We start from the raw sequence: 17,638 nt of genomic DNA on the forward strand, positions 1-17,638 counted from the left end.
TTGTAAATTTTTTTAACAAAACGAAAATACAGATTAAATGAATCCTCAAAAAATCTTAATAATCAGGTTAAGTTCCATTGGCGACATCGTTTTAGCAACTCCGCTTATAAGAGTGTTAAGAAATAAATTCACCGCATCTCAAATTGACTTTATAGTAAAAAAAGAATTCTCCGAACTTTTAAAGTTCAACCCAAATCTGACAAATTTGATCGAGTTCGATTCAAAAAATGGTTTCAAAGAACTATTAAAATTAAAGATACTGATTTTAAAAGAAAGATACGATTTAATTATCGACATTCACAATAATTTGAGAAGCCTATTTTTGAGAACTCTATCAGGTGCGAAGGTAGTCAAAATTAACAAGCGAATTTTCAAAAGGTTCCTTTTGGTAAAATTTAAAGTTAATCTATACAAAAATGCAATTCACACTGTAGAAAAATACATTGAGCCTGTTTCAAAGTTTTCTATCAAAAATGATAACCAGGGTCTTGAGGTATTTGTTCCTGAAGATACGATTGACAAGATGAAAAAGAAAATTAATTTTTCCGAGCGAGACCTTTACATAGCAATTGCTCCATCAGCGAAGCACGAGACGAAAAGATGGTTGCCTGAAAGATTTGCACAACTTGGAGATGAACTTGTAGAAAAGTTTAACGCAAAGATCATCTTGCTCGGAGGAAAAGAGGACAAAGCAAGATGCGAAATTGTTGAACATTTGATGAAGAACAAACCTATAAATCTATGCGGACAAACCACGCTTCTTGAATCATCCGCAGTTTTATCTTTGTGTAAACTTCTCATCACAAATGATTCGGGCTTGATGCACATTGGCTCAGCCATGAAAACGAAGATAGTTGCAATTTTCGGTTCAACCGTCAAAGAATTCGGCTTCTTTCCATACGGTACTCAAAGTATCGTAGTTGAAAAAAACATCCCATGCCGACCCTGCTCGCACATTGGACGGGAGAAATGCCCAAAGGGACATTTCAAATGTATGAGGGATATAGAAGTAGAAGATGTTTTCAACGCCTGCGTTGAGCTGATGAAGTGATTTTATTGAAGGGGGCAAAAAATGCATTTTTCTCTTGACAAATAAAATTTTAGTTATTAAATTAGTTTTGAGATTATGGATTTATTTGAGGGAAGAGCATTTGACAAGCCTTGAGAATCGGTATAGATGTTAGGGAGAGAGCAACGAGGGTCAATCGGGCAAGCAAAAAGTAAAAAACAAAATTTACGGAGGTAGCCATGAGAAAAGCTATTTTGTTTCTAACGCTTTTCTTGTACACAATTTCTTTCACACAAACTCCAATGAGTGGTACATATTACATTGGGGATCCAGGAACTAAACCGGGGGGCGGTGACCCAGAATTCACAACATTATTTGCCGCTTGTTCTACACTGACCGCAAATGGAATTAATGGTCCCGTAATTATGTATTTTACTCAATCAAAAACCTATATAGAACCTACCGATGTTTACTTAGGTGTTAATGGAACAAGCTCAACTAACACGATAACCTTTAAACCCTATTACGGAGTAGTATGTACTTTATCTTTTACAAGTACTCAGATAAGATCCAGCGGTATTGATGGACATTGGGTTATAGGAACAAATAATTATAACGTTCAAACATCATTAATACCAACTCATTATGTTACTATAGATGGTTCAAACAGTGATGGTGGAACTTCGAAAGATTTAACTATTTTGGGGGGAGCAACTTCAGGTCAAAAATCTGTTATCAGAGTTTTTGGAAATAATGATTACATAACAATAAAAAATTGTATAATCATTAATCGCAGTTCATCTGCAAGTTCGACAGCCCCTATACAATTTACAAATAGAAATGATGGAACAAATAATTACACTCCAGATTATTACACCATTGATAATAATACTTTAGAAAGTTTGAGCGGAAATGGAGGGTTAGGGTTATTTCTAAGCAATTCTGGAACTCCAACAGTAGGCATGACCGGCGTTACAATATCAAATAACATTATTTCTCATAGGGGTACTCGCGGAATAATGTGCAATTATGTTAATGATGCTAACATATATGGAAATACAATTAGTGCTGATATGCAAATGGCATCTGCTGCTGGCGCTGGAATTTGGTTATCAACAGGCACATCTGCCTCTGGTACGTTTAACATATATAATAACAGATTCACAAATCTCAGATTTCTTAACAATACCGCTGGCGTAAGCAATGGTTATATAGCGATTGATAATCAATTAGCCTCACCCAAAGTTGTTAATATTTACAATAACTTTATAACCGGGTTTGTTACTACATCTGCGGTTTCTAATTCAAAAATTTATGGTATAAGACATATAAGCACTTCTACATCTAATATTTACTTTAATACAATTGTACTTCCCGAAATGGTGGACATGTCAAATTTTGGTTCATCTTTTATTGCCGGAATTGCTTTTGCAACGGCAGCTACACCAGAAGCTTCTCCATCAGGAACAGTAAATATTAAAAATAATATTATCATTTCTAATGAAACCTCTATGAAAACTTGGGGAATTAGGAGGGTTGGAACTAGCGGAACTTTTAATTCCGACTACAATAATATTTATTTTGTACCTAGCGACAGTAATTTTACAGGTTTTTGGAATAATACAAATCAAAAAACTTTAGCCGATTGGCAGAGTGCTTCTGGTAAAGACGCAAATTCTGTTTCAAAAAATGTAACATTTGTCTCGGGCACAGATTTGCACCTCTCTGGCAGTTCAATCAAAGATCCGGACCTTGTTGGTACGCCGATAAGTGGGATAACAACAGATATTGATGGCAATACAAGACACTCAACTTATCCATTTAAAGGCGCAGATGAAGGCCAACTTCCAATTGTAAGTGCGCAAAAGGTTTTTGATAATGGTGGAACAAGCACAAATCCAGGTGCACAAAATTATCCAGTTCTTGCAATTAACTTCACGGTTGATGATGGGTATGCAAGACTTGCGGGTTTAACAGTTAGAAAGTTTTTGAATGCGGGCGGAACTTTAGCAGGTGACGCTGAGGTAAGTGTTGAAGCATGGAATGATGTAAATGGAAATAACCAAGCAGACTCCGGGGAGGAGTTAGGAAGCGGAACATTTAGTAGTAATGTGGCAACGATTAATTTTTCAACTTCTCAAACTATCACGCCTGGTCCTGGATTAAGAATTCTTCTCACAATTGATGTAGATCCAAGTGCTGATCCATCGCATTGGGTAGCTTTGAGAGTTGAAAGTCCAAGTGATGTTAATGTGACTTCACCCGCTGAGAAAAGCTCAACGAATTATCCATTACAAAATCAACAAGATATTTCATTGCCTGTTCAGGTCGTCGGAATTTCCTATGAGGTAAGCGGTGCCACCGTTAAGTTGAGAATAAGGACTCAGGTTGAAAGCAATGAATTTCTTGGCTTCAACATTTATAGGAGTGATGATGGGATCAAATATGTTCTCGTAGGTTCATATAGTAGCAATGCTGAATTGAAAGCCAAAGGTTCATCTGCATTTGGTGCGGAGTATGTTTTTGTAGATAAAGGTTTAAGCAAGTCGGGCAAGTATTATTATAGAATTGAGGCAGTGGGCAAAAATGATCGAAGAGACTTAGATATAATTGAGGTCAACATTGAGGTTCCAAAGAAATATGTCTTATATCAAAATTATCCAAATCCATTCAATCCTTCGACGACAATTGCTTTTGAATTGCCTGTTGATAGCCATGTCAGACTCGAAATTTACAATACAGCTGGTCAGAAAGTGAAGGAAATATTTGTTGGTGAGTTGCCAGCGGGTTACCACAAATTTACAGTTGATGGACGAGATTTGTCAAGCGGTGTTTATCTCTATATTTTGAGGGCTGGTAATTTTGTCGATGTTAAGAAGATGGTGTTGGTGAAGTAAACTTACCTTTCGACTTCTCTAAGTTTTAGAAAGGAATCATGAACTCACCCCCTAACCCCCTCTCTAAATTTAGAGAGGGGGAACTAAAGGGGTGAGTTTGTTTTTTTTTCTGACTAACTCCCCTAACCTTTTTCCAAGTTTTAGAGAGGGAAATTTAAGGGGGTGAGTTTTGGACTTCAAAATAATAAAATCTATCATGAGAATTTTGCTACTATTACTTTTAGCAAGCTTTAGCTTTGTTGGCAAACTGGTTTCAGATTCTTGGATTCGAATTAATCAACTTGGATATGAACCCGATGCAGTTAAAATTGCAGTGCTGATAAGTGAAGAAAACTTAAAGATAAAATCATTTGAAATTGTTGATGCTATTTCTGATAAAGTTTTATATCGCTCATCAAAAATCGAAAGAACCGGGGCATGGCAAAAATTTAAATCTACTTTTAGATTAAATTTCAGCAATTTTAAGAAAGAAGGATTGTATTACATTCGGGCGGGGAACTCAAGATCACCAATTTTTAGAATTGCCAAAGGAATTTATAACGGATCTCCCGATTTCTTACTGCAACATATCAGACAACAGCAATGTGGGTATAATCCCTTCTTGAAAGATTCCTGCCATACCCATGATGGTTTTATAGTTTATCACCCAGAGAAGGAAGGAGAACATATAGATGTCGTCGGTGGCTGGCACGACGCATCTGATTATTTGAGATATGTGACAACCTCAGCAACCGCAACTTTTCAATTGATGTTTGCATATTACAAAAATCCAAACGCATTCGGGGATAAATTTGATGCAAACGGAGATTCAATTCCTGATGGAATTCCAGATGTTTTAAATTCCGCAAAATGGGGGCTTGACTGGTTGTTGAAGATGAATCCATCAAAGGGTGAGATGTATCATCAAATTGCCGACGATCGAGATCATCGAGGATTTCGCTTGCCCACCAAAGATACCGTTAGTTATGGAAAGAGACTTGAACGGCCTGTTTATTTTGTAACGGGGGAACCACAAGGATTATTCAAATATAAGAACAGAACTACTGGCGTTGCATCAACCGCTGCAAAATTCGCCTCCGTTTTTGCCTTCGCAACAGTGGTTTTTAAGTATTTTACAGATGAATTAAAATCAACGCTTATTGAAAAGTCAAATGATGCTTATGAATTTGCCAAATCAAAACCGGGCGTTTGTCAAACTGCCCCCTGCAGAGCGCCCTATTTCTATGAAGAGGAAAATTATGTAGATGACATGGCTTTAGCAGCAAGCGTGCTTGCGAAAGTATTGGATGGTTCTACTTATTACAATGAAGCGATTAACTACTTAAGAGCTGAACCCATCGTCCCATGGATTGGGAAGGACACAGCACGCCACTATCAATGGTATCCATTTATTAATCTTGCCCATTTCTTTCTAATTGAAAATTCTCGTGGAAGACAAAAACAGGAAATTTTAAATTACATTAAATCTGGATTAGAACTAATTGAGACAAAATCAAAAAATAACCCCTTTAGGATCAGGGTACCTTTCATCTGGTGTTCAAATAATTTGATTGCAAGTATCTTAACACAATTTAGACTTTATCATCAGTTAACCGGAGATAAAAGATTTCTTGAACTTGAAGCATCTCATCGGGATTGGCTTTTTGGATGCAACCCTGGGGAACAAGCATGATCGTTGGTTTTCCCGAATGGGGTGATTTTCCAGAAGAACCGCATTCGGCTTTCACAGCAATTTATGGATACCCCATAAATGGCGGACTTGTCGATGGACCAGTTTACACATCGATATATAAAAGTTTAATCGGCATTGCTTTACATCGCCCCGATGAATATGGGGAATTTCAAACTGATTACATCGTTTACCACGACGATTACGGAGATTACTCAACAAATGAACCAACCTTAGATGGCACAGCAAGTCTTGTGATGTATCTTTCCTTTCTATATAACCCTGAGGTAGAGCGAAAAGTCAATCAACGCTGATTATACGACCTTGAAAAGGCTAACTATTTCCCTCAATTAAGCTTGATTAAATAGTTTTTCATCCTTTCTTAAAAAACATAAAAAATTCTTGACAAATACCATTTTGATCATTAAATTGAAGGTGGTGAATTTACTTTGGAGAGTTTGAGCAAATCTTTGAGGAACGAATGTGTCGTGAATAGAGGGGCAATTGTAGACAAGGGTTAATTTGACAAAATAAAAAATAAAATTGCGGAGGTAGTTATGAAACCTCGGTTACTTTTGGGGATATTTCTCTTTACAATTTTAATTACAGCAATCCTTGAGGCACAAGCGCCGACCTTATCAAATATATGGAACCCAACAACTGGCGCAGGTCAAAAATGGACATCCTACAGATTTAGAGATGCAGCCATTGTAAAAGGTGGCACATACGATGGAAGAGTTTACATCACGAGCTCAGCAACAACAATAGGCATAATTTACTATGATAAAGCAAACACAGTTGACAGGGAAACAACACCAAGTACAACCCCAGATGGTTCATTTGCATCAACAATGCCTGATGGTAGTTCTTGGGGAACAGCATCTCCCTATGGAATAGCAATTGATGATAGCGGATATATCTATGTTGCCTCTTACGGCAATAAAAAAATAGCGCGTTATAAAGTTGGTGAAGAAGCAACAAGCGGGATCATTTTGAAAGATATCACTGGTACTACTGATCTTGTGCTTCAGGCAAGCCCAAGATTTATAAGAGTTGAAGGTGCTGGGGAAAACGCTAAAATCTACTATGGTGATGGGGTTTCAAAAACAGGTACTCGTGGTGTATATGTAATTTTTAGAAGTGGAGCTGGATGGAAAGATTCGCTTTTGTTCAATGTTTCGTTTACCTCTTCAATAGCAATTCAGACTGTGCTAAAACGCCCGGGTGCAAATACAATTTATGTGAGTTACAATGGTTCCCCGTACATGGAGAAATTTGATTATGTTGACGGGAGTTGGGTTAAAGATGCCAATTTTATTCCGCATAATTTTACAGTGTCACAATTAATGGGCCTCAACTTTATAGACTCCACGGGTAATTTTATAATAGCAGGTGATGGTAGCAATAGGACATTTAATATTCTTGATGCTGAAACTGGCGTAAGATATGCTGGAATAAACTTTGGTGTTAGTGGAGAGGCTCTTGATAATGCAGCTGTAGGCGTTGCTTATAACGATTCAATATTTTTTGCAGTTGGGAGCAGAAGTGCAACAGCTGGAGTATTTGAGAAAATAACATCAAGTTATGCAATTAAAAATGAGTATTATAGGACAGTAAGCAGTGGTTCATGGAGCAATTTGAGCATATGGGAAATGAACACAGGTTCAGGTTGGACTTCTGCTATACGCTATCCTTCGTTTTTCAGCCGAGATGTAATTGTAAGGTCTGGACACACCGTAAACGTTGATATAAATGTGACAATTGCTCAAACGACAATTGAAAGTGGAGCTGTTGTAAAGATTGATTCGGCTAAGACACTTACTATAGCAAATGGACCTGCAACTTATGACCTTGATATCAATGGAACTTTACACAATTATAAAGGTACAATTTCAGTTGTTTCCGGGTTGCCCACGACGATCAAGGTTTGGCGCATCGGTGGAACTTACATACATAACACAACAACAGGGCTTGCAACACCGTTAAATTATGCCGTTATTGATACAAATAGTACTATTGAATTTCGCGACTCAGGAACACCAACTATCTCTGGTAGAACATACTGGAACTTGAAATTTACAAGCGACTCAACTTACTCATATACAAATTCAGTTGGTTCAAGCCCATTTACAGTTAATGGAACATTTACAATTGGCCGTGGAGTTACATGGACGCTGACCTCCGGATTTACCGGGGCGTTAAATATTAATGGTGACTTTATCTTGGACGGAACATTTAATACCAGAAGAAGCTTTGATATAAAATCCGATAAAACACTTTACTTAAACGGCGTTTTAAACCTTGACAGCACTATAACAGCTACGATTAATGGCACAATAGTTGGAGGAGACACCGGCTATGTCAAAGGTGTTGGTAGTTTCGTTCTCTCAGATAATGCTGTATTTAAAACAAAACATCCCAATGGTGTAAATGGAACTTTGATTCATACTGGTTCATGGAGTTTGAGCTCTTTAGCAAGGTATATTTTCAATGGCGCAAGCCCGCAGATAACAGGCGATTCATTACCTGTTACTATAAGTTATCTTGAGATAAACAATCCAGCTGGGGTTACACTAAGCCATTCCCATGATGTGGATACACTGATATTGACATCGGGTAATTTATCTGTTCCAAATGAATCATTTAGGATAACGGTATACAAAATATTCAATGCTGGTTTGAATAAAGTTACTGGAGCTGGTGGATTCTCACTTTACGCAAATGCTACATTTAAAACAGCAAATCCATATGGTGTTGATAGCACAATAACCACTTCACAAATTTCCCTGGCTGAATGGAATACGATATGGGAATTCAATGGGACAACTTCACAAAAAACCGGCATCTTGATCCCTAATATCATTGGCAAACTAGTTGTAAATAATTCTGCGGGTCTAAGCTTATCAAAGGATATATCGTCCAACGAGCTTGAATTTGTCAAGGGGAAATTATATTTGAACGACAAAGACTTCTATCTCTATTTCCCCAATATAACGGGACATAATAAAGACCGTTATGTCGTTGCCGACAGCTCAGGTGAATTAGAGTTTGGTATATCAATTCCGGATTCCGTTTTTGCACCAATTGGAACGAAATCGGTATATTTGCCTGTGGCGGTTAAAGATTTAAACTCACCGAGTCTTTATAAGGTTGCTTTCAGAGTTGATGGTAAAAACCCGACTTTGGGAAGAGCCGGGAGAGCTAAGAATCCGCTTTTAAATACTTGGTATTTCAAAATAGGAGATGCGCCCGATCAAGTTTATGACTCTGTAAAGATATGGTTCTATTATCCAAAGTCGATAAGACAAGCAGGATTTACCCAATCCCTCGCGTTTGTTGCCAAATGGAATCCTTATTCAGGTGAATGGACTCACTACAAACAGAAAAGCACACCATCAGCTGACCTTGATACATCGTATGTTTCCGTGGTCTTTAGCGAGATAAAAGGTGATACAATTGTTCATCTATATGCAATTTTCTGGGGTAATATACCTGAGATTCCAGTCTCATGGGAAATTGCTCAAGCGAAACGCGACCTTGATAACAATTTCATCCCTGACCTCCTTGACTCAACTGTCACAGTCACTGGAATCGTAACATCTCCTAATTTTGTTCCGATTGCCTCAGGTAAACCAGCGATTTCATATTACATACAAGACGAGACAGGAGGAATTAATGTTTTTCGAGATGGTCTACCTGATACTTTGAAACTTAACATCGGAAATTTAGTTAAAGTTAAAGGAAAGATATTCCAGTACAATGGCTTAACTGAAATTATTCCAGATAGTTTAGATCCATTCGGAAATATAACCATATTAAAACCAGATAGCGTCCCACCTAATCCCGTTAAAATTTCAATAGCACAATTCCTTTCAAACCCTGAAAAATATGAAGGAATGTTAATCAAAATAGACACACTGTGGAAAAAGTCTGGAACATGGCCCGGTGCAGGTTCAAATGCAAACATAATTGTCTATGATAAAGATTCGAATCTACCTATTGTTCTAAGAATAGATGCTGATACAGATATAGATGGAAGCCCTGAGCCACGATATCCAATAAGCGTAGTTGGCATTGCAGGACAATTTCATACAACTAGAAAAGATACTGGCTATCAACTCATTCCTAGGTTTATGACAGATATTACAAAGATTAATCTCCTTCCAGTTGCACATTTAACATCCCCTGATGATAGGCAAGCATTTGGGATTGTTCATGATAGCGCCACGATTACATTTACATGGTCGAAACCATATGATCTAAATGTCCCACCTGATACGATAACGCATGTTGTTTTCAAGATTTCATCACTGCCAACCTTTGTTACGGTTTTGTACAGCGATACACTTTCACCCTCTGATACAACGATAAGCATTTATCATTACATCTTCAGAGCGATGTTCCCGGTAAATATTGACACGATCGATATCTTTTGGGCGGTGTTTCCATTCGATGGAGAAGGTTACGGAAAGAGTGAGATACGCAGATTAAGATTGATAAAGCGACCAACACCTGTAGTTGAACAACCAAACGAGATACCATCTGATTATTATCTCGCTCAAAACTATCCAAATCCATTTAATCCTGTTACGACTATTGAATTTGGATTGCCTGAGGAATCTCAAGTTAAACTTTCTGTTTATAACATAATTGGTCAGGAAATTAAGGTTTTACTGAACGGGGAATTAAAAGCTGGAAGGTACAAAGTAAACTTTGATGCTGGCGAGCTTTCCTCAGGCATATATTTCTACATGTTGAAAGCCAACGATAGAATATTTAAACGAAAGATGGTTTTGATCAAGTAATGAATATGAACTCACCCCCTGCCCTCTCTCTAAATTTAGAGAGGGGGAATTGAAGGGGGTGAGTTTGTTTTTTTTCTGACTAACTCCTCATTCCCTCTATAAAAGCTTAAAGAGTGGGGAACTAAAGGTGAGTTTTTTATTTCAAGTTTAAAGTTCTATACGCAAATTTGTTCTTGATTATGTTCAATGCTAGTTTCACCTTCCCAACATACTCATTCCAAATTCTTGAATGCCTTACTGATAGAACTCCGATGAAAGAAAATCCAGCAAAAAACATCATTTGAAAAGGTAACGCAGCAAGTTCAAGATAATACACGCTTATCATCATCCCAATGAGCATATATATCGCAAGTAAAATTTCGACATAAGTCACCCATTCAACTCGTGAAGCAACATATCTTTTCGTTTCCCATTTTTCCTCCGTCCCTATAAGCCCATATTTTGGTGTTCTAACAAATTCAGTTTTCTCCCTCAACAATGCTAAGATAACAGCCCTTGTGTTGTTAACTGCAAGTCCCATGCTTCCAGCGAGAAATAATGGAAATAAAATTATCTTATCTTTCCAATTGCTGTAAATCTCTCTTTGCGCAAGCGTGTAAACAAGAAAAGGTCCGAAGAACGGCAACACAAAAACGCCCATGACGAAATAATACCAATCGTAATCGCCTCTTTCTTTTATCATCACAACAAGTGGGTTGAGTAAAGCGGTCAACAAGATAAATGGAAAAACCAAATTGTTTGTTAGATGGAAGGTCGCTTCAAGCTTTACTTTCAAAGGCAAATTTTCTCTCCAAATTTCACCAAGATATTTTAATCCCACTTCAATCGCGCCCTTAGTCCACCGAAATTGTTGAGACTTTAAAGCATTTATCTCAGATGGCAGTTCAGCAGGTGAGACGACATCTTTTAAAAATACAAACTTCCATTTTTTAAGTTGAGCTCTATAGCTCAAGTCCATATCCTCCGCAAGCGTATCACCTTGCCAATTTCCAGCGTCTTCTATGCATGACCTTCTCCATATTCCACCTGTTCCGTTAAAAGTTATAAAAAAACCAGATTCATTTTTTACATACTGCTCCATTATGAAATGTCCATTTAATGCAAGCGCTTGCGCTTGGGTCAAAAGCGAATAATTTTCATTCAAATGTTCCCATCTGGTTTGCACCATCCCAATGTTTCCATCAAGATAAAAATAGGGCAATGTCTTCTTCAAAAAGTCTGGCTTCGGGACGAAATCAGCGTCAAAGATAGCGATGAAATCACCCTTTGCAAACTTCATCCCATACTTTAAGGCGCCCGCTTTAAAACCTTCCCTTGTTCCCCTTCGTATATGTTCAATATCAAAACCTTTAGCCTTCAACTCCATCACTTTTAAAGCAACAACTTGAACCGTTTCATCCGTTGAGTCATCAAGAACCTGAATTTGCATTTTTTCCTTTGGGTAATCAATCCTACTTACAGCATCAAGCAAGCGGGGAGCAACATAAAGTTCATTATAAATCGGAAGTTGAATCGTAACATTTGGATAATTTTCTTCGCTTCCGAAAAGCTCCTCAAGCGTTTTAGGCTTTAATTTTTTCTTCCGACCCTCAATCTCGTCCTTCTTGTTTTTAAAGTAATAATAAACAAGCACGAAGCCATGAGAACCGAAAATTGAAAGGACAAAGATCGAAATAAAATAAATTGCAAGGACAAGTGCTTCCATAAATCACTCCTTTTAAATTAATTCTACCTTTACCAATTTGCTACCGTTGCCAACAAGATATCCTCAGAAAGTTTTTCTATAGCCTGTTTAATTCCAAGTTGCAAATTGTTCTGTATATTTCCTTCAAGCTCATATTCTCCCCAATTTGAGAAAGTTCTTTCCCAAACCTTCGTGCGCTTGACCATATCATAAAAACCTACTCTAACGGTTATAGTTATCCTTGACTTCACTACTCTCTCTCCAGTGCCGACGACAACTGGGTTATCTTGAACGCTTACTATAACTCCTTCAAGAAGTGAACTTGCCGTGCTTTTATCGGCAATTTTTAATGTATTATCCAAAATAAATCTTTCAACGATTTTATTTGTCAATTCCTCTCTAAGAGTTGCTCTGCCATAACCACTCTGGTCATCAAAAACAGGTATAGCTATCGTCTTCAAATGTGGCGGAACAGATGCACCTGTAAAAGAATACCTACAACCATATATTAAAACAACAGCAAATATAATAAGTTTGATTCTAAAACGAAAACTATCTTTTTTGCCTTTCCTCTTCAAGCCCATACTCTTTTATTTTTCTGTAAAGTGTTCTCTCGCTTATTTTCAAAGCCCTTGCTGCAAGTCGTTTGTTCCAATTAAATCTTTCAAGCGCTGCCTTTATCATTCTCTTTTCCATATCAACAAGTGAAAAGTTCTCGACTACTGTACCAGTTTTTAAATCAATTTTAGCCTCTGGCAAAGCAAGGGGTGATGAAACTTGCCTTGCGAAAAACTCAATAAAATTGCCAAGTAGATTTCTGATTTCGATCAAATCACTTTTTATATCAACCAAAGCCCTATAAATCAATTCCCTATCCGCCTGTTCACCCGATTTCCCATATCTTATCGGCAAATTCCTGCTATAATCAAACTGATTAAAACCATACCTCAAATACTTTCTAACCATATTCGCATCTATAACTTTCCCACTTTCGAGAACAAGTATGCTTTCGACAAAATTTTTCAACTCGCGCACATTTCCAGGCCAGTGATAACTTATCAAAATTTGCATTGCGTCATCTGTTATCCCTGCAAAAGCAACTTTATTTCTCTCACAAAACTGAGCGACAAACTTTTCAAACAATACAGGTATATCCTCCCTTCTCTCACGAAGCGGTGGAATATAAATGTTGACCGTCCTTAGACGATAGTAAAGGTCTTCCCGAAAATTGCCACGCTTTACTTCTTCATCGAGATTTTTATTTGTCGCAGCTATAACTCTAACATCCACCTTCCTTAGTTGTGATGAACCAACCCTCATAAATTCGCCAGTCTCAATAACCCTCAAAATCTTAACTTGAGTTGCGATCGGCATATCACCAATCTCATCAAGGAAAATTGTTCCACCATCTGCCATCTCAAAATAACCCTTTCTCGTCTCGATTGCTCCAGTAAACGCTCCCTTCTCATGTCCAAACAACTCTGACTCAAGGATTCCCTCAGGTATAGCGCCTGAGTTAACAATTACAAATGGACCATCCGCCCTCTTGCTTTCCCCATGAATCGCACGAGCAACAAGCTCCTTACCAACACCGCTCTCGCCAGTGATTAAAACAGTGATATCCGTTGGAGCAACTTGCTTTATAACAGCGATGATTTCTCTTACAGCCTGCGACTCTCCATAAATCCCGTATTTCTCTTGTATGTCTTCTTTCAAAACCATCACGAATTTATAGCTCTATTTTCATTCCGTCATAAGCAAGTTGGATATTCATATCAAACTTTGCTCGAGCATATTCAGTCATCGTCGTTAAATCTTTATCTGGAGAAACATGCGTCAAGATTATCCTTGGGATATAAAAATCAGATACGACATCAATTATATCCTCAATTTCAATGTGGGAACACTCAATAAGCAAAAGATCAAGTCCATCAAGATAATCTTTAACTTCATCCACAGAATGGAGATCCGATGAGAAAAGAAAGCTTTTCAGGTTGACACCATCGTTTGTAACTTCTTCAATTAAATAACCATATGAGACTGTCTCAATGCCGTAAAGTTCAGTGTATTTTTTATATTTCTTTAAATGCTTCGTCGGGAAAAGTTTCATCTTCAAATTCTCAATAGCAAAAAATTCTCCTTCTGGCAAAGGCAAAAACTTATACTCAAAATCAAACCTATCCCTGAAAATATATAAAAATGCCAAAAATTTCTCAACCGCATCAATATGTTTTGCAGGTAGATAAATTTCTATCGGCTTAGTTCTGTTTCTCCACTTGAAATATTGAAGTAATCTTGGTAACCCAATGAAATGGTCAGCGTGTGTATGAGAAATAAAAATTTTCTCAATCATATTGACATCAATCCCGCTTCCAGCAATTGAAGATGATGCACCTTCGCCGACATCTAACAAAATCATTTTTCCATCAAGTTCAACCCCAACACAAGTTTGAACTTTCCCTATCTCAGGTATTCCAGAGCCACTCCCAAAAATTGTAATTCTCATCTTACTTCTAATGTTGAGATGATAAAACTTTCTCTTCCAAATCGTCTTTTAATTTCCATTCTTACTGCTTCCGCTTCATTTCTATTATAAAAGCATCCAACCCAGACAAGGTAAAACAACTTTCCATCTTTAAACTTTGTGCGAAGTTCCGCCCCGTACCCTTTACTTTCAAAAAAATCTTTCTCCTTCTCAGCATTTTTTCTATCAACGAAAGCCCCAACTTGCAAAGAATAATTGCAATTGATCTTTGAATCAGCCGGTTTCACACTTGGCTTATTGGCAAATGGGACAGTTTCACCTTCCGGAAAACGAAAACTGACCCTGGCATAAGGGGACGCTGGGTAAAGAGTCTTCAATCTTTCAAGTTCATTCTTTGCTTGCTTATAATCACCCTTTGCATAAAAAAATTGAACAATTTTAAAAAGCGCATCATCAGAATACTCATTATCAGGATGATTTAGCACAATGTCATAATAAATTTTTATCGCCTGCTCCCCATCTTGATTCAAATTCGCCTCAAGATATTTCAAATTAACAGAATTAGGATAAACTTTTTTCAAACTGTCCAAAGCAGTTTTAACTGCGTCGACATTTCCAACCCTTAAAAGATAAAGGTAGCCACTTATGTCAACCTCCTGAGCGAAAGCAAAACTAATTATTAGAGAGAGCAGGAATATTTTTAGGATTGTTTTTTTCATGGAGAATTTTAACTATATCGCCAAATAAAGTTGCAGATGTCGCTTTGTTTATGCGGACAATAATATAATCGCCCGGTTTTATTTCATCACTTCGTGGAAAGATGACAACTTTGTTTGTGTCCGTTCTGCCCATCCATTGTTCGGATGAGCGTTTGCTTTCACCTTCGACAAGAACTTCAACCTCACTTCCTATCATACCTTGATTAATTTCGTGCGAAATCCTCTGTTGAAGTTCAATTATCTCGTTTAATCTTCTTATCTTCACCTCGTCAGGAACATCATCACCCATTTCATATGCTTTTGTTCCCTCTCTTGGCGAATACTTAAACATAAAAGCACCATCAAATCTAACTTCCTCAAGTAAGCTCAGCGTCATCTTGTGATCTTCCTCCGTTTCGGTTGGAAAACCAGCAATTATATCAGTTGACAAACTAACCCCCGGAATCGTCTCTCTTATCTTTTTAACAAGCTCAAGATAGTGCTTTCTATCGTAAGTTCTATTCATCAACTGAAGTATTCTATCCGAACCTGATTGCACTGGGAGATGGATATAGTTGCAAATGTTTGGATGTTCAGCGATCGTTTTAATTAATTTATCCGACATATCTTTCGGATGAGATGTTGTGAATCTAACTCTCATATTTCTATCAACTTGTGCGACAGCGGAAAGTAAATCTGCAAAGTCATAATCTCCATCTCTATAGGAGTTAACATTTTGTCCAAGTAGCGTAACTTCCCTATAACCTCGAGCTGAGAGCATCTCAACCTCTTTAACTATGCTCTTAAGTGGTCTGCTCCTTTCCCTTCCCCTCGTAAATGGAACAACGCAAAAAGTGCAGAATTTATCGCATCCCCTCATAACTGTAATCCAAGCGCTTATACCTTCTGTCCTAAGCGGAGTTATATCATCATAAGTTTCAACTTTCGATAATCTCACCGCAATCCCTTTATGACCAGCGAACGCATCGTTTACAAGTTGTGGAAGCTTTCTATACTCATCTGGACCAACGACTATATCCGCAAGGTTTTCTTCTTCTATCAATCTTTTCTTCAATCTTTCCGCCATACAACCTAAAACTCCAATGACCAAATTCGGGTTTCGCTTTTTATATCTTAAAAAGGAACTTAACCTACCTATCACCCTTTGTTCGGCATGTTCTCTTACGCTGCAAGTGTTCACAAGAATTACATCAGCCCTTGAAGCATCATCGGTGAGCGTATAACCGTGGTTTTTCATAATCCCAAGAACGATTTCAGAATCCGCAAGATTCATCTGACAACCGTATGTCTCTATGTAAATTTTCCTTGTCTCAGCCATTTCTTGAAGAAAATTTATTGGTTTTTGATGAGTCATCTTTGTATGTAAATTTACAAAAACATAGCTCGAAAAACAAGGATTCTCATTTCACTGGCTCTGGAACTTTTTCTTTTGTCAACTCCTCTCTAAGTTTGAAAAAGTACTTAAAGGTTAAAAATACAACCCCAATTGCGAGAGATAACAACAGCACATCGGTTATCATCAATGTTAAATTTTTCGACTCTATATATCTTTTCAAAAGAATTAAAAGCGAAGTTATTGTTGTCAAAATCATAAATCCAGCTGGGATAGCAGCGAAATACGCTTTAATTGATTTATGCGCAAACCATGCTGTCACAGCAACGAGCGTAAGAGCTGCTAAAAGTTGATTTGCCGAGCCAAATATTGGCCAAATTCTTTGATATCCATTTGTAAAAGCAAGCAACGCAGTTAAAGTTATACCAAGAATTGAGTTGAAAACTCTTGAGTCTAAAATCGCTGGTTTCTTTTTGAATAGAACATTCCATAACTCTTCAAAAAAGTATCGCATCAACCTGAAAAGAGTGTCAATTGTCGTTATCAAAAATCCTTCAAGCATTAAGATTCCAAATATGGTTCCATAAGAGATGGGAATCCCAATTCCTGTGCTAAGTATTTTCCCAACGCTTACTGCAAAAGCAAGCGGAGCGTTTCCTTGTTTCAAATGACCACCCTGCATAGGCCATACAAGCTCTTTATAATGCTCAAAATCGAGTGCACCAAGTATCGTAAAAGCAACGGCTAACCCAAGCAAAGATTCAAGAAGCATCGCACCGTATCCAATAAGATGAGCATGTTTTTCATTAGCAAGCTGTTTCGATGTTGTCCCAGTTGCGATCAATGAATGAGCACCTGAAACAGCACCACAGGCGATGGTCACAAATAAAAATGGCCAGACAAATCCAAGAGCCTCCATCGACTCATAATTTATATTGAAAGATGGAGCCTGAATCCTCACCCCAGCAAAACCACTTCCAACGATTCCCAAAACTAAACTAGCAAGACCAATATACAGAAAATGAACATTTGTAAAA

10 protein-coding genes and 1 pseudogene are annotated in these 17,638 nt (G+C 37.6%); 4 read left to right on the top strand and 7 right to left on the bottom strand.

Annotated features, from left to right (window positions below; genetic code table 11):
• The first annotated feature begins 37 nt into the window (after positions 1-37).
• From waaF to AWW78_RS01490, 4 genes and pseudogenes are all read left to right on the top strand, one after another.
• Positions 38-1,051 (top strand): lipopolysaccharide heptosyltransferase II, encoded by a 1,014-nt coding sequence (waaF, locus tag AWW78_RS01470; RefSeq protein ID WP_047133931.1) that lies wholly within the window; start codon positions 38-40, stop codon positions 1,049-1,051.
• Between the two features lie 197 nt (positions 1,052-1,248).
• Positions 1,249-3,906: a T9SS type A sorting domain-containing protein gene (locus AWW78_RS01475; RefSeq protein ID WP_075426014.1), complete on the top strand. Its 2,658-nt coding sequence runs from the start codon at positions 1,249-1,251 to the stop codon at positions 3,904-3,906.
• A 196-nt stretch (positions 3,907-4,102) separates the two neighbouring features.
• Positions 4,103-5,889 (top strand): annotated as a pseudogene (locus tag AWW78_RS01480) (glycoside hydrolase family 9 protein).
• 243 nt (positions 5,890-6,132) lie between these two features.
• Entirely contained in the window at positions 6,133-10,380 is a 4,248-nt protein-coding gene (locus AWW78_RS01490) for a T9SS type A sorting domain-containing protein (protein ID WP_075426017.1), read from the top strand.
• A 136-nt stretch (positions 10,381-10,516) separates the two neighbouring features.
• Here the strand turns inward: AWW78_RS01490 and AWW78_RS01495 are convergent, their stop codons facing one another.
• From AWW78_RS01495 to AWW78_RS01525, 7 genes are all read right to left on the bottom strand, one after another.
• The gene (locus tag AWW78_RS01495; protein ID WP_047133932.1) at positions 10,517-12,085 is read right to left on the bottom strand and encodes a cellulose synthase family protein; all 1,569 of its coding nucleotides are present in this window, start codon (positions 12,083-12,085) and stop codon (positions 10,517-10,519) included.
• Positions 12,086-12,114: 29 nt separating this feature from the next.
• The gene (locus AWW78_RS01500) at positions 12,115-12,642 is read right to left on the bottom strand and encodes an LptE family protein (RefSeq protein ID WP_075426811.1); all 528 of its coding nucleotides are present in this window, start codon (positions 12,640-12,642) and stop codon (positions 12,115-12,117) included.
• Complete coding sequence (locus tag AWW78_RS01505) at positions 12,617-13,786, bottom strand: sigma-54 interaction domain-containing protein (protein WP_047133933.1); 1,170 nt, start codon at positions 13,784-13,786, stop codon at positions 12,617-12,619. Before AWW78_RS01505 ends, AWW78_RS01500 begins: the two co-directional genes overlap by 26 nt.
• 7 nt (positions 13,787-13,793) lie before the next feature.
• On the bottom strand, positions 13,794-14,570 hold the full coding sequence (locus AWW78_RS01510; RefSeq protein WP_047133934.1) for an MBL fold metallo-hydrolase: 777 nt from the start codon (positions 14,568-14,570) through the stop codon (positions 13,794-13,796).
• A complete protein-coding gene (locus AWW78_RS01515; RefSeq protein WP_047133935.1) occupies positions 14,567-15,268 on the bottom strand; it encodes an SPOR domain-containing protein in 702 nt (233 codons plus the stop codon). The genes AWW78_RS01510 and AWW78_RS01515 overlap by 4 nt, the downstream gene beginning before the upstream one ends.
• Positions 15,222-16,622 carry a tRNA (N6-isopentenyl adenosine(37)-C2)-methylthiotransferase MiaB gene (miaB, locus tag AWW78_RS01520; protein ID WP_047133936.1) on the bottom strand — a complete coding sequence of 467 codons (1,401 nt, stop codon included), beginning with the start codon at positions 16,620-16,622 and terminating at the stop codon, positions 15,222-15,224. The genes AWW78_RS01515 and miaB overlap by 47 nt, the downstream gene beginning before the upstream one ends.
• A 46-nt stretch (positions 16,623-16,668) precedes the next feature.
• On the bottom strand, positions 16,669-17,638 hold a 970-nt coding region (locus AWW78_RS01525), incomplete at its 5' end, for a carbon starvation CstA family protein (RefSeq protein ID WP_047133937.1).

This window comes from Candidatus Kryptonium thompsonii (assembly GCF_001535985.1).
Taxonomy (GTDB): domain Bacteria; phylum Bacteroidota; class Ignavibacteria; order Kryptoniales; family Kryptoniaceae; genus Kryptonium; species Kryptonium thompsonii.